The sequence below is a fragment of the Bacillaceae bacterium S4-13-56 genome (assembly GCA_040191315.1).
Lineage (GTDB): Bacteria > Bacillota > Bacilli > Bacillales > JAWJLM01 > JAWJLM01.
In genome coordinates, this window is the sequence record JAWJLM010000001.1 from 87,739 (window position 1) to 100,564 (window position 12,826).

At 37.2% G+C, this 12,826-nt stretch carries 16 protein-coding genes; all 16 read left to right on the top strand.

Annotated elements, in window-relative coordinates; translation table 11 throughout:
- Positions 1-79 precede the first annotated feature (79 nt).
- Entirely contained in the window at positions 80-412 is a 333-nt protein-coding gene (locus tag RZN25_00430; protein ID MEQ6375298.1) for a putative DNA-binding protein, read from the top strand.
- 13 nt (positions 413-425) lie between these two features.
- Positions 426-1,769, top strand: a complete 1,344-nt coding sequence (gene ffh / locus RZN25_00435) for a signal recognition particle protein (GenBank protein ID MEQ6375299.1) — start codon at positions 426-428, stop codon at positions 1,767-1,769.
- An 82-nt stretch (positions 1,770-1,851) separates the two neighbouring features.
- Complete coding sequence (rpsP, locus tag RZN25_00440; protein MEQ6375300.1) at positions 1,852-2,124, top strand: 30S ribosomal protein S16; 273 nt, start codon at positions 1,852-1,854, stop codon at positions 2,122-2,124.
- Between the two features lie 14 nt (positions 2,125-2,138).
- Positions 2,139-2,366 carry a KH domain-containing protein gene (locus RZN25_00445; protein ID MEQ6375301.1) on the top strand — a complete coding sequence of 76 codons (228 nt, stop codon included), beginning with the start codon at positions 2,139-2,141 and terminating at the stop codon, positions 2,364-2,366.
- 69 nt (positions 2,367-2,435) lie between these two features.
- Positions 2,436-2,825: a YlqD family protein gene (locus RZN25_00450; GenBank protein ID MEQ6375302.1), complete on the top strand. Its 390-nt coding sequence runs from the start codon at positions 2,436-2,438 to the stop codon at positions 2,823-2,825.
- A 9-nt stretch (positions 2,826-2,834) separates the two neighbouring features.
- Positions 2,835-3,353 (top strand): ribosome maturation factor RimM, encoded by a 519-nt coding sequence (gene rimM, locus RZN25_00455; GenBank protein ID MEQ6375303.1) that lies wholly within the window; start codon positions 2,835-2,837, stop codon positions 3,351-3,353.
- Complete coding sequence (trmD, locus tag RZN25_00460) at positions 3,350-4,084, top strand: tRNA (guanosine(37)-N1)-methyltransferase TrmD (protein ID MEQ6375304.1); 735 nt, start codon at positions 3,350-3,352, stop codon at positions 4,082-4,084. The genes rimM and trmD overlap by 4 nt, the downstream gene beginning before the upstream one ends.
- 146 nt (positions 4,085-4,230) lie before the next feature.
- Complete coding sequence (gene rplS / locus RZN25_00465) at positions 4,231-4,575, top strand: 50S ribosomal protein L19 (protein ID MEQ6375305.1); 345 nt, start codon at positions 4,231-4,233, stop codon at positions 4,573-4,575.
- Between the two features lie 121 nt (positions 4,576-4,696).
- Positions 4,697-5,254 (top strand): signal peptidase I, encoded by a 558-nt coding sequence (gene lepB, locus RZN25_00470; GenBank protein ID MEQ6375306.1) that lies wholly within the window; start codon positions 4,697-4,699, stop codon positions 5,252-5,254.
- 265 nt (positions 5,255-5,519) lie between these two features.
- The gene (gene ylqF, locus RZN25_00475; GenBank protein ID MEQ6375307.1) at positions 5,520-6,371 is read left to right on the top strand and encodes a ribosome biogenesis GTPase YlqF; all 852 of its coding nucleotides are present in this window, start codon (positions 5,520-5,522) and stop codon (positions 6,369-6,371) included.
- 406 nt (positions 6,372-6,777) lie between these two features.
- Positions 6,778-7,539, top strand: coding sequence for a ribonuclease HII (locus RZN25_00480; protein MEQ6375308.1), 762 nt, complete (start codon positions 6,778-6,780; stop codon positions 7,537-7,539).
- Between the two features lie 19 nt (positions 7,540-7,558).
- Positions 7,559-9,334: a hypothetical protein gene (locus tag RZN25_00485; GenBank protein MEQ6375309.1), complete on the top strand. Its 1,776-nt coding sequence runs from the start codon at positions 7,559-7,561 to the stop codon at positions 9,332-9,334.
- Positions 9,331-9,612, top strand: coding sequence for an EscU/YscU/HrcU family type III secretion system export apparatus switch protein (locus RZN25_00490; protein ID MEQ6375310.1), 282 nt, complete (start codon positions 9,331-9,333; stop codon positions 9,610-9,612). Before RZN25_00485 ends, RZN25_00490 begins: the two co-directional genes overlap by 4 nt.
- A gap of 85 nt (positions 9,613-9,697) precedes the next feature.
- On the top strand, positions 9,698-10,858 hold the full coding sequence (sucC, locus tag RZN25_00495; protein ID MEQ6375311.1) for an ADP-forming succinate--CoA ligase subunit beta: 1,161 nt from the start codon (positions 9,698-9,700) through the stop codon (positions 10,856-10,858).
- 14 nt (positions 10,859-10,872) lie between these two features.
- On the top strand, positions 10,873-11,775 hold the full coding sequence (gene sucD, locus RZN25_00500) for a succinate--CoA ligase subunit alpha (protein ID MEQ6375312.1): 903 nt from the start codon (positions 10,873-10,875) through the stop codon (positions 11,773-11,775).
- A gap of 63 nt (positions 11,776-11,838) precedes the next feature.
- Positions 11,839-12,759 (top strand): DNA-processing protein DprA, encoded by a 921-nt coding sequence (gene dprA / locus RZN25_00505; protein ID MEQ6375313.1) that lies wholly within the window; start codon positions 11,839-11,841, stop codon positions 12,757-12,759.
- The last annotated feature ends 67 nt before the right edge of the window (positions 12,760-12,826 follow it).

Below are 12,826 nucleotides of genomic sequence, written 5' to 3' on the forward strand. Positions count from 1 at the left end.
TGGAAATTTCTTGACAGACTTCGTAAATACCCTTAGTATTTTATTGTAAAGGTAATTCACTTAACAAGGAGTGCTTGCTTTGTTAGAAAAAACGACAAGAGTTAATTATTTATTCGATTTTTATCAAGAATTATTAACACCAAAGCAGCGGAACTACATGGAAATGTATTACCTTGAAGACTTATCCTTAGGAGAAATATCTGAATCCTTTGATGTGAGCCGTCAAGCAGTATTCGATAATATTCGTCGAACAGAGGCAATGTTAGAGGATTATGAAGAGAAATTAAAACTTTATGACCGCTTTCGGAGAAGGAAGTCGCTTATTTTAGAGATGAAAAAATTGATTTCTCAATCTTCTCCTGATATTCAAAAAATGAAAGAGCTGTTAGATCAAATTGAGAATTTAGAATAGGAGGTACGGCTTTATGGCATTTGAAGGGTTAGCCGACCGACTGCAAAATACGATGAAAAAGATACGGGGAAAAGGAAAGGTAACAGAAGCTGATGTTAAAGAAATGACCAGAGAAGTTCGTCTGGCGCTTCTAGAGGCTGATGTTAATTTTAAGGTAGTAAAGGACCTTATTAACCGTATTAAGGATCGTGCTGTTGGGCAAGAGGTAATGGGGAGCTTAACCCCTGGACAACAAGTTATTAAGATTGTTCAGGATGAATTGACAGTACTTATGGGTGGAGAACAAAGTAAGATTGCTGTAGCAGACCGTCCACCGACTGTTATCATGATGGTTGGTTTGCAGGGTGCTGGTAAAACAACCACTACAGGAAAGCTTGCAAATCATCTTCGTAAGAAATATAACCGTCAGCCATTGTTAGTTGCAGGAGACATTTATCGACCAGCAGCTATTAATCAATTGGAAACCATCGGGAAGCAGCTGAACTTTCCTGTGTTTTCAAAAGGGACAGATGTTTCTCCTGTCGAAATTGCAAAGGAAGCAGTAGAACAAGCTAAAAAAGAGCATCAAGATTACGTATTAATAGATACCGCGGGTCGCCTCCATGTAGATGAACATCTAATGGATGAGCTAAAGCAGATGAAGGAACAAGTAAAACCGGATGAGATCTTTTTAGTAGTAGATGCTATGACAGGGCAAGATGCCGTCAATGTTGCTCAAAGCTTTGATGACCAATTAAATATTTCGGGCGTCATTTTAACCAAGCTTGACGGGGATACTCGTGGAGGAGCAGCATTATCCATTAAAGCAGTTACTGGGAAACCAATTAAGTTTGCTGGTATGGGCGAGAAAATGGATGAATTAGAGCCTTTCCATCCAGAAAGAATGGCTTCCCGTATTTTGGGTATGGGGGATGTGCTATCCTTAATTGAAAAAGCACAAACAGAAATCGATGAGACAAAGGCAAAGGAAATGCAGGAAAAAATGCGTACAATGTCCTTTACTTTTGAAGATTTCTTAGATCAACTGGCGCAAGTAAAAAAAATGGGTCCTTTAGATGAGTTACTAGGCATGATTCCGGGTGCCAATAAAATGAAGGGGCTCCAAAATGTCCAAGTGGATGATAAGCAACTTTCCCATGTGGAGGCTATCATTCAATCCATGACTAAAAAGGAAAGACAAGATCCAAGTGTAATGAATGCTAGTCGTAAAAAAAGAATTGCCAAAGGATCTGGGACCTCAGTTTCTGAGGTCAATCGTTTGCTGAAACAATTTGATGAAATGAAGAAAATGATGAAGCAAATGAGTGGTATGCAAAAAGGAAAAGGTGGTAAAGGAATGAAGTTTCCGTTCATGTAATGTAAAAACACTTTACACACCAATAAATCTTTGATAAAATCTAAACTTGTGATAAACATTCGTAAATGGAGGTGCACTAAACATGGCAGTTAAAATCCGCTTAAAGCGTATGGGTTCTAAAAGAAAACCTTTTTATCGTGTAGTTGTAGCAGATTCACGTTCACCACGTGATGGACGTTTTATTGAAGAAATTGGAACATACAATCCGGTTGTTAGTCCAGCTGAAGTCAAGCTTGACGAAGACAAGGCTGTAGATTGGATGTCAAAAGGCGCAAAGCCTAGCGATACTGTTCGTAATTTGTTCTCCCAACAAGGCATCATGAAGAAATTCCATGACTCTAAAAATCAAAAGTAAAGTAGAGTGATACCATGAAAGCCTTAATTGAAACGATTGTTCGACCATTAGTAGACCATCCAGAAGAGATTGTCATTACTGAAAAAGAAGAAGAACGTAAAATCGTTTATCATTTAACTGTTCACCCAGAAGATGTTGGAAAAGTGATCGGAAAAGGTGGACGTATTGCTAAAGCAATCAGAACTGTAGTTTATGCTGCTGGTTCTGATTCTAAAAAACGCATTTTTTTAGATATTATGTAAAAAGGGAAGGGGATACCTTTCCCTTTTTGTATAATTAATAATTAAATGTGGATAGATAGGGGTCTAAAGATGAAAATTATAAGGAAGACAACCATAAAGCAAATCTTGACTCCAGACAGCAAGGCCAACATGAAAAATCGGTTTTTGGAAAGAAAAAAGCAACTCGAACAAGAGGCCAAGCAACTGCAGTTTGAAAAAAAGAAGATAGAAAAAAAGCTTAATTATTCAAAGGAAGAAGTATCTAAAAGATTTCAAATAGAACTTGACCAAAGAAAAGAACAAATTCGTTGGTTAGATTATCAATTATCACAACTTGAGATACTTCCCTTAGGAAGTGAAATCACAGAAGGTGAAACAGAATCCATTGTTGAGGTTAATATAGGAGATTCATGGGAAACCTTAATGAAAGATAGCTGTATTGTCGTAAAAGATGGTATAGTTGATCGAATAGATGGTTAGGTGATGGAAATGAAAAAGATGTTTAATGTTGGTAAAATAGTCAATACACATGGAATCTATGGTGAGATTAGGGTTATCAAAATAACTGATTTTGAGGAACGGTTTGAGCCTGGGAATCAGCTTTACTTTAAATCCCCTAATGGTGAAGTAGAAGGTCCCTTTAAAATCACAGCTCATCGAAAGCATAAAAATTTTGATTTGATAAAGTTTGAAGGACTTGAAAATATTGATGTTGTTGAGCGTTTTAAAGGTGGAATGCTAATGATTTCTGAAGAACAACAGGAGGAATTAGAAGCAGGAGAATATTATTATCATGAAATCATTGGATCGAGTGTGTTCACCCTTGAAGGAGATGAGATTGGGGAGGTTAAAGAAATTCTATCACCAGGCGCTAATGATGTATGGGTGATTCGTCGTAAAGGAAAAAAAGATCTACTTATTCCCTATATTGAATCCGTTGTGAAATCAGTAGATCCTTTAAATAAAACGATAGCTATTGAACCCTTGGAAGGAATGTTAGAGGAATGAAAATAGATGTTCTAACTCTTTTTCCAGAGATGTTTCATGGGGTTTTAGAATCTTCAATACTTAAACGTGCTCAAGAAATAGACGCTTTTACATCTAATTTAATTAATTATCGTGATTTTTCAACTCAAAAGCATCATAAAGTAGATGATTATCCATATGGTGGTGGAGAAGGAATGGTTCTTACTCCCCAGCCAGTTTTTGATGCAGTAGAATATGCGAAACAGAATTCCTCACATAACCCCAGAGTAGTTTTACTGTGTCCACAAGGAGAAAGATATACCCAAAAAAAAGCTGAAGAATTTTCACAGGAAGAACACCTCATCCTTATTTGTGGTCACTATGAGGGATATGATGAGCGGATAAGAAAATACCTTGTAACGGATGAAATTTCTATAGGCGACTATGTATTAACAGGTGGAGAATTAGGAGCAATGGTAATTATAGATAGTGTGGTCCGTCTCCTCCCAAGAGTGTTAGGGAACGAAGAATCCGCTATTAAGGACTCTTTTTCTACGGGGCTTTTAGAACATCCTCACTATACGAGACCACAAGATTTTAGGGGGATGAAGGTTCCAGATATACTAATTTCAGGAAATCATCAAAAAATAGATGAATGGCGAAAAAAAGAAAGTCTCAAAAGAACTTATGATCGAAGACCTGACCTACTAGAAAATGCACCTCTATCTAATATAGAAAAAACATGGATAAAAGAATGGAAAGGCTCTTTTTGATGCATTCTTTTCTTCTTTTCAATATTGCATTCTTGTTTTTAATATGATATATTAGTCCTTGTGCTTAAGTACTTACTTAAGGTTTTATCAACGATGTTCCGCTGTTAGAATCTAGCAAGAGCATTGAGTTGGAAGGAGTGGCATACATGCAAAAGTTAATCGAAGAGATTACTAAAGATCAACTTCGTACAGACTTACCTGTTTTTCGTCCTGGCGACACTGTAAGAGCCCATGTTAAGGTTGTTGAAGGTAGCCGGGAACGCATTCAGGTGTTTGAAGGTGTTGTCATTAAACGTCGTGGTGGCGGTATTAGTGAAACATTTACCGTACGTAAGATTTCTTCTGGTGTAGGCGTAGAGCGTACGTTCCCTGTACATTCTCCACGTTTAGACAAGATTGAAGTTATTCGTCGTGGTAAAGTTCGCCGTGCTAAGCTTTACTATCTACGTAACCTACGTGGAAAAGCTGCGCGTATTAAAGAAATTCGCTAACATAAAGTAGCAAAAGGAGCTTGAAGTTTCAAGCTCCTTTTTTCCACTTAAGTTATGATAAAATAAAACGTAGACTAATAAATAGATAATATGAGTCCTAATAAAAGTGGGGGGAACTTCCATGTCAAAGAAAAAAAATGAATGGTTTGAATGGATAAAAGCAATCGCGATAGCGGGAATAATTGCTGTTGTCATTCGTGTATTTTTCTTTGCTCCCATTGTAGTGGACGGGCCATCAATGTTGCCAACCTTACATACTGGAGACCAAATGATTGTTAGCAAATTTACATACCAAATCAAAGAGCCTGAGCGTTTTGATATTGTAGTATTTCATGCCACGGCAAGGAAGGATTATATAAAAAGGGTTATTGGGTTGCAAGGTGAGCATATTGAGTATAAAGATGAAACACTATATGTAAACGGACAAGCTGTAGAAGAACCTTTTTTGGATGAACGAAAATCCCAATTAGGAGAACATCAAGTCTATACCTATGATTTTAAATTAGAAGAATTGCGTGGAGAGTACGATCGTATACCTGAAGGTTTTATCCTTGTTCTAGGAGATAATCGAACAAATAGTACGGATAGTCGTTCTCTAGGATTAATTAGTTTGGACCAAGTGGTTGGGAATACAAGCCTAATTTATTGGCCCTTTGATAGAATTGGTTTTGTTGAGTAAGGAAAGAATAAAAGATATATTTATCCCGCATTTACGGGCAACCAACCATGAAGCAAGCTTCACCAGCAAGGATAAAAAATTTAATGTTTTATTTTCATGGAAGTAATACCCTCCACCTCAAATTTTAGAGTAGGTGGGGGATAAACACCCTGTAAATGCCCGATTGGTTGGGCCTTTAAGTTCTACCCTTGGGCGCTAACAATCAGTGGGGGACGGCCACTGATTAAAGTTTCACTTTATGAGCAATGGTTAGGATGATGTATGAATGACTATCCAATGGTTTCCTGGCCACATGGCAAAAGCACGTCGAGAAGTTCAGGAAAAACTAAAGCTAGTTGATTTTGTTATGGAACTGGTTGATGCAAGGGTTCCCTATTCCTCGCAAAATCCTATGCTCCACGAAGTGTTGCAACAGAAACCAAAGATGATTATTTTGATGAAAAAAGATTTGGCAGATGATCAAATGACCAATCGTTGGTTAAGTTACTTCAAGGAACAGGGAATTGTGGGAATAAGTGTAAATGTAAATGATGGTAAAGACATTCAAAAAGTAATTCAAACAGCTAAAATGATGTCACAGGAACGAATGGATCGTTTACGTGCAAAGGGAATAAGACCACGGCCTGCAAGAGGTATGATTTTAGGAATACCGAATGTAGGAAAATCCACGTTAATTAATCGCTTAGCACAAAAAAAGATAGCCAAAACAGGAGATAAGCCAGGTGTTACCAAATCGCAGCAGTGGATCAAAGTAAAGAAGGATTTTGAACTACTAGATACACCCGGAATTTTATGGCCTAAATTTGAAGATGAAGAAGTAGGATATCGATTAGCAGTGACAGGTGCAATTAAGGACCAGTTACTCCCTTTATCTGACTTAGCAATTTATGCTATTCGTTATCTGCAAAAAGTGTATCCTAATGTGATTTTAGAACGTTACCAAGTTAAAGCTGATCAAGAAGATATGGAATATATTTTTGATCAGATTGGAAAAAGGCGTGGATGTTTGGATGCGGGTGGAGTTGTTAACTATGACCAAGTAGCCGAGGTCATTATAAGAGATATCCGTTCTGGAAGATTAGGGAGAATTACTTTTGAAACTCCTGAAGACCTGTAAGATAAGGGTGTATAAAGACTTGCTGTGATGCGAGTCTTTATTTCAAGATAAGAAAGAAAATTTGTCTAGCTTCAGCGAAAAAACTTCGAAGTTTTTGCCCCCGAGTAAGTTAAAGCTACATAGAGCTACTTCGCAGAAACAAGTGATTTTCTTGTTTCGAAGGGCGCTTGCGCTTTTCTTAACAGATTTTCCGAATGGAAAAACCCACTCCTTTAGTGTGGGATGAGAGTGAGGTCAAATACGGAGTACCACTGTTAAACAGACGGTTGTGGTACTTCAAGTATTTAAAGATCTCACTTTTTTCAATCAAGTGAAGAAAGTTCACTTCAGAGAATTCTTTGATGATATTTCCATTGAAATTTAATCAAATAAATGGAAGAATCTGATAATAAAAGGGGAAGAAAAAATGAATAAAACCGTATCAGAAATAAAGGATCTCTTACATGGGGGGAAAATCACGAAAAGCGACTGGGATACTATCCTTCAGGATGACCGCAAGGGTGTTCAACTTCTTGTTAAGCGCTATGAAAAATTGAAAAGCCAAAAAGAAATGCTCAGAAATAAATTTTATCAAATGAGCGAGTTTGAAAATAGATACAGAGCCAAAGGGATTAATAATATCGCAGGTGTTGATGAGGCGGGTCGTGGGCCTCTAGCTGGTCCTGTGGTAGTTGGAGCAGTGATCCTTCCTCAAAACTTTTACTTGGAAGGACTAGATGATTCAAAAAAGTTAAATGAAGGATTAAGAGAGAGATTTTATAAATACATAATAGAGCATGCTGTTTCTTATAGCGTAACAGTTATTGAACCTGGGGAAATTGATCAATGGAACATATTAGAAGCAACAAAACGAGGAATGGTGCACAGTATCCATAATTTAAATACACAACCAGAAGTGGTATTGATTGATGCTGTCCAATTAGAAATTCCTTTTCTTCAGGAATCTCTTATCAAAGGGGATCAACGTAGTATCTCCATTGCGGCAGCAAGTATTATTGCTAAGGTTACTAGAGATAGATTGATGAAAGAATGGGGTAATAAATTTCCAAATTATGGATTTGAAAAGCATATGGGTTATGGGACTAGGGACCATTTAGAAGCTTTAAGAAAATTTGGACCAACACCGATACACAGAAGAACTTTTTCGCCAGTTAAAGAATATTTGTAAGAAAGGATGGAGAATGGATATGAAATCAAATGTGTTGGGATCTATTTTTCATTCCTTATCTTCAGCTATTTCTAATAAGGATGTCCCTCAAAAAAACTTGAATCAAGGTCAAGTAATCAACGGAAAAGTCTTAAATATTTATCCAAACAACCATGCAATGGTGCGTTTAGCTGGAATTTCTTATATTGCCCAAATGGAAATTCCATTAGATGTTGATTCCTCCTATTTATTCCAAGTAGAAACAGTAGGACAACCTATAAAATTGAAAATGATAAGCCCTATTCGTGAACAAGGACATTTTTCGTTTTTGGAAAAATTAGGATTGCCCAATCACTCTTTCTTGCGAAATCTTACACTCCAATTAATCAAGGAGAATATACCTTTTGATAGGAATATATTAATTCAAGCATTAAAGTGGACAAACGAAATAGAAGATTCCCAAAAAGCTAGCCAGATCATTGTAAAAATGCTCCGAGAACAATGGCCTATAAAACAAGAGATTTTTGAGGCTTTTTACGTACTGGAAAAAGAGGGAAAGAAGGCTAGCCATTCATTCCTCTCCGTCCTTGAAGAACATATTGATAGTTATCCAATGGAAAAAAAAGAATCAGTTTCCCACTTGATGAATCAACTTGGTATGTCTCAAACTTCTCCCCCTTCACAATTAATTTCGGAAAGCCGGAGTCAACACCAAGAGATTTGGACGAGATTAGTCTCCAAGATGAGTATTCAATTGCTTAACCTTGATCCACCTATTGATGAGAAAAATATAACGACTCTCGTTAGTAAGCTGCAGTTCATAGTTTCGAAACAACTTGGTTTTGATCAAAATGAAATAAATTACTATCAGCAAACCCTGAAAAGGCTAGAAAAGATAGATTATTCCTCCACGAAATGGAGAAGTGAAGTCTCTTCTTTATTAATACATCCTTCTTTTCAAAAACTTTTAAAGGCATCATCCCCATTTTTATCGCTTGCTGAAAAAGATACTGTTTCTAGTATTATACATCTAGTAGAACAAAAGAATAATCAACGTTTATCTAGCTTTTTGCTTTCAAAGGAAAATTCCATGAGATTGAAAGATGTTTTTTCTAGTATTCAACTCTTGTTATCTCAACAGCTTGATGCAGAAGAAACCAGAATAGTCATGCCACTTCTGGCTAATCTTCCACTGAACGAAAATGATGTGACTGCCAAGGATTTTTTTGTACGGATAAAAAATTATCTTCAGCTTAGTGGGATAGACTTTGAGCAAGCAGTCCAAAAAAGTGAAACTGGTCAGATTCCTGAAACTATAAAATCTGCTCTTCTTTCTTTATCAGCATTTGAAACGAGTGATCATGTAAAAAAGGCTTTGCAAATATTCACGGGTCTTCAACTTTTATTTCAAACTGAAAATCATCATCAAATACAGTGGAATTTTCTTTTTCCAGGATACGTTTTCCAATTACCCTCAGATGCATTTGTACAAATTTCCGGAAGAAAGAATAAGGAAAAAGAAATTGATGCGGATCACTGTTTTATTTTGTTTTATTTGGAGCTTGAGAATATGAGAGAAACGATTATACACATGGAAGTCCAGGATAGGAGAGTTCAAGTTTTAATCTATAATCAAAACGAACATATAATGAATATAGTACAGGAAATTAAAGGAAATTTAAAACAAGGATTAGAAGCATTAGGTTATCACTTAACCCAGGTAAAAGTAATGTCTCTTGCAAAAAATACGCCAAACACTAGTCGTTTAGACGCATACTCCAATTCATATCCGACGGGAGTTGATTTTACAGTATGAGTGGGTCAAAGAACAAAAAAGAGGCTGTTGTATTAAAATATGCAGAACAAACGGACTATGCCCCTAAAGTTGTGGCAAAGGGTAAAGGGTTGGTTGCAGAACAGATTTTGCAGAAAGCATATGAAAATCATATTCCAATACAAGAAGACCCCACATTACTAGAATTATTAAGTGAATTATCTATTGATCAATCCATTCCCGAAGAATTATATCAAGCGGTAGCAGAGGTGTTTGCTTTTATCTATAAGATTGACCAAGAGCTAAAAAACAAGAATTGATGCAATTATAGACCTATTTGTGGACAATTAATAAACATTTTTTATACAATGGGTATGCAGTGACATTTTGATGGGAGGATGGAACATGAACATTCACGAGTATCAAGGGAAGGAAATATTGCGCAAATACGGCGTAGCAGTCCCAAATGGGAAAGTTGCCTATACCGTAGATGAAGCCGTGGAAGCAGCAAAAGGGCTAGGTACAGATGTCACGGTTGTAAAAGCTCAAATCCATGCCGGGGGTAGAGGTAAAGCCGGAGGAGTAAAAGTTGCTAAAAACCTGGACGAGGTTCGTACATACGCGGATGAAATACTGGGTAAAACTCTAGTGACTCACCAGACAGGTCCAGGAGGTAAAGAAGTAAAGCGCTTACTGATTGAAGAAGGATGCGATATTAAGAGCGAATATTATGTAGGGGTAGTTCTTGATCGTGCTACATCAAGAGTAGTTATGATGGCATCTGAAGAAGGCGGTACTGAGATCGAGGAAGTAGCGGCAGAAACTCCCGAGAAAATTTTCAAGGAAGTTATTGATCCAGTTGTTGGATTAACAGCATTCCAAGCACGTCGTTTAGCATTTAATATTAATATTCCAAAAGAGTTAGTTGGGAAAGCTGCTAAATTTATGCTTGGTCTTTATCAAGTTTTTGTTGAAAAAGATTGTTCAATTGCAGAGATCAATCCTTTAGTCACTACAGGTGACGGTCAGGTTATGGCACTGGATGCCAAATTAAACTTTGATGATAATGCATTATATCGCCAAAAAGATATTATGAACTATCGTGATCTTGATGAAGAAGATCCAAAAGAAATTGAAGCATCTAAATATGATCTGAGCTATATTTCCTTAGATGGAAATATTGGCTGTATGGTTAATGGTGCTGGATTAGCCATGGCAACCATGGACATTATTAAACATTATGGCGGAGAGCCCGCTAACTTCCTAGATGTTGGGGGCGGTGCAACTGCTGAAAAAGTAACAGAAGCGTTTAAGATCATTTTGTCTGATTCCAATGTAAAAGGAATCTTAGTCAATATCTTTGGCGGAATTATGAAGTGTGATGTAATCGCTGAGGGTGTTGTTGAAGCTACAAAACAAGTTGGACTTGAAATTCCTTTAGTTGTTCGCTTAGAAGGAACGAATGTGGACCTTGGAAAAGCTATACTTGAGGAATCTGGCTTAAATATTACTTCTGCAGAATCTATGGCTGATGGTGCCCAAAAGATAGTAGAACTAGTAAAATAGGAGGGACGGACAGAATGAGCGTTTTTATTAATAAAGATACAAAAGTTATTGTTCAAGGTATTACAGGGTCCACTGCCCTATTTCATACAAAGCAAATGCTTGAATATGGCACAAAAATTGTAGGTGGAACTACACCAGGAAAAGGTGGCCAGGAAGTAGAAGGAGTACCTGTTTTTAATACTGTTCAAGAAGCAGTAGAAAAAACAGGCGCCAATGCTTCGGTTATCTATGTTCCTGCTCCATTTGCATCTGATGCTATTTTAGAAGCAGTTGATGCAGAATTGGATCTTGTCATCTGTATTACTGAGCACATTCCTGTACTAGACATGGTAAAAGTCAAGCGTTACATGGAAGGGAAGAAAACTCGACTTGTGGGTCCAAACTGTCCTGGAGTTATTACACCTGAAGAGTGTAAGATTGGAATTATGCCTGGATATATTCATAAGAAAGGACATATTGGGGTTGTGTCTCGCTCTGGTACGTTAACTTATGAGGCTGTTCATCAACTATCGGAAGCTGGATATGGTCAATCTACAGCTGTAGGTATTGGTGGAGATCCTGTGAATGGAACAAACTTCATCGATGTTTTAAAAGCATTTAATGAAGATCCTGAAACAGAAGCTGTTATTATGATTGGTGAAATTGGTGGTACAGCAGAGGAAGAAGCTGCTGAGTGGGTAAAAGCCAATATGAAGAAACCAGTTGTAGGCTTTATTGGTGGGGCCACAGCGCCTCCAGGAAAACGTATGGGGCATGCTGGTGCTATTATCTCAGGTGGAAAAGGGACTGCTGATGAAAAGATTCGTGTAATGAATGAGTGTGGAATTAAAGTAGCAGAAACTCCATCTGTTATGGGAGAAACCCTTATTCAAGTTTTACAAGAGACGGGCCTTGCGGAGAAGTGTAAAACTCATTAATTTTATTAAATTGGATCCCTTGTTTCTAAAATAACAAGGGATCCACAAAAAAGGATGTGACCTATGTATTCATTTCATGAAAATCTTATTCATCTTCATGCTGCACGCGGTAGTACGAGAAAGCTTATTTGGTCTGTACTTCGTATAGATCCCCGCCTAGAACACTTCCGGAAATGGACAACCAAAGATTGGGAGTTCCAATTTCATGTACCTCAACAAAGATCATCTTCTCTAATCGCAGATCTTCGAAATGAACACCTTCTCCAATCTCTACTTTTTCCTAACCGTTACCAAATTGTCACCTTTTTTGATAAAACATATCCACCTTTACTACGAATGGTTCCTGATCCTCCTATAGTTCTCTATGCAAGGGGTAATTTATCTTTTGCCACACAAATGCCTTCTTTAAGTGTAGTTGGAACACGAAACCCATCAGAACAAGCATGGGTGGTCATGAACCGTATACTAGAACCTTTATGTGAACAGAATTGGGTAATTGTCAGTGGTTTAGCTAGGGGAATAGACTCTTTTGCGCATAAAATAGCCCTTAATCATAAATCTCCTACAATTGCCGTTCTAGCTTTCGGTGTAAATGAATGTTATCCAAAAGAAAACTCCGCATTGCTAACGAGAATAAGTAAAAATGGTTTATTGTTAAGTGAATACCCGCCATTTCAAAAACCGCAACCATGGCAATTTCCCGAAAGAAATCGGCTGATTAGTGGACTTGGATTTGGAACACTTGTCATAGAAGCAAAAGAGAAAAGCGGTTCCTTAATTACTGTAGACCAGGCTTTAGAACAAGGGAGAGAGGTATATGCTGTACCTGGACCAATTTTTTCAGAGGAATCCAAAGGATGTCATTTATTAATTCAACAAGGAGCAAAATTAGTACAAAATACCTATGATTTAGTGGAAGATTGGGAATCTAGAAAAGTAGAATGGCGTCGAATTTTGGAGAATAAAGAGGTTGTTTTTCCATAAATATCAATTGAATTAGATTTTTCTGTTTGACAAAACGGAAAGAAATGATTAATAATGAGGAAGATTT

Excerpts from the sequence above, each read along its gene's own strand:
- ffh (MEQ6375299.1), top strand. The coding sequence starts at position 426 with ATGGCATTTGAAGGGTTAGCCGACCGACTGCAAAATACGATGAAAAAG.
- rpsP (MEQ6375300.1), top strand. The coding sequence starts at position 1,852 with ATGGCAGTTAAAATCCGCTTAAAGCGTATGGGTTCTAAAAGAAAACCT.
- RZN25_00445 (MEQ6375301.1), top strand. The coding sequence starts at position 2,139 with ATGAAAGCCTTAATTGAAACGATTGTTCGACCATTAGTAGACCATCCA.
- RZN25_00450 (MEQ6375302.1), top strand. The coding sequence starts at position 2,436 with ATGAAAATTATAAGGAAGACAACCATAAAGCAAATCTTGACTCCAGAC.
- rimM (MEQ6375303.1), top strand. The coding sequence starts at position 2,835 with ATGAAAAAGATGTTTAATGTTGGTAAAATAGTCAATACACATGGAATC.
- trmD (MEQ6375304.1), top strand. The coding sequence starts at position 3,350 with ATGAAAATAGATGTTCTAACTCTTTTTCCAGAGATGTTTCATGGGGTT.
- rplS (MEQ6375305.1), top strand. The coding sequence starts at position 4,231 with ATGCAAAAGTTAATCGAAGAGATTACTAAAGATCAACTTCGTACAGAC.
- lepB (MEQ6375306.1), top strand. The coding sequence starts at position 4,697 with ATGTCAAAGAAAAAAAATGAATGGTTTGAATGGATAAAAGCAATCGCG.
- ylqF (MEQ6375307.1), top strand. The coding sequence starts at position 5,520 with ATGACTATCCAATGGTTTCCTGGCCACATGGCAAAAGCACGTCGAGAA.
- RZN25_00480 (MEQ6375308.1), top strand. The coding sequence starts at position 6,778 with ATGAATAAAACCGTATCAGAAATAAAGGATCTCTTACATGGGGGGAAA.
- RZN25_00485 (MEQ6375309.1), top strand. The coding sequence starts at position 7,559 with ATGAAATCAAATGTGTTGGGATCTATTTTTCATTCCTTATCTTCAGCT.
- RZN25_00490 (MEQ6375310.1), top strand. The coding sequence starts at position 9,331 with ATGAGTGGGTCAAAGAACAAAAAAGAGGCTGTTGTATTAAAATATGCA.
- sucC (MEQ6375311.1), top strand. The coding sequence starts at position 9,698 with ATGAACATTCACGAGTATCAAGGGAAGGAAATATTGCGCAAATACGGC.
- sucD (MEQ6375312.1), top strand. The coding sequence starts at position 10,873 with ATGAGCGTTTTTATTAATAAAGATACAAAAGTTATTGTTCAAGGTATT.
- dprA (MEQ6375313.1), top strand. The coding sequence starts at position 11,839 with ATGTATTCATTTCATGAAAATCTTATTCATCTTCATGCTGCACGCGGT.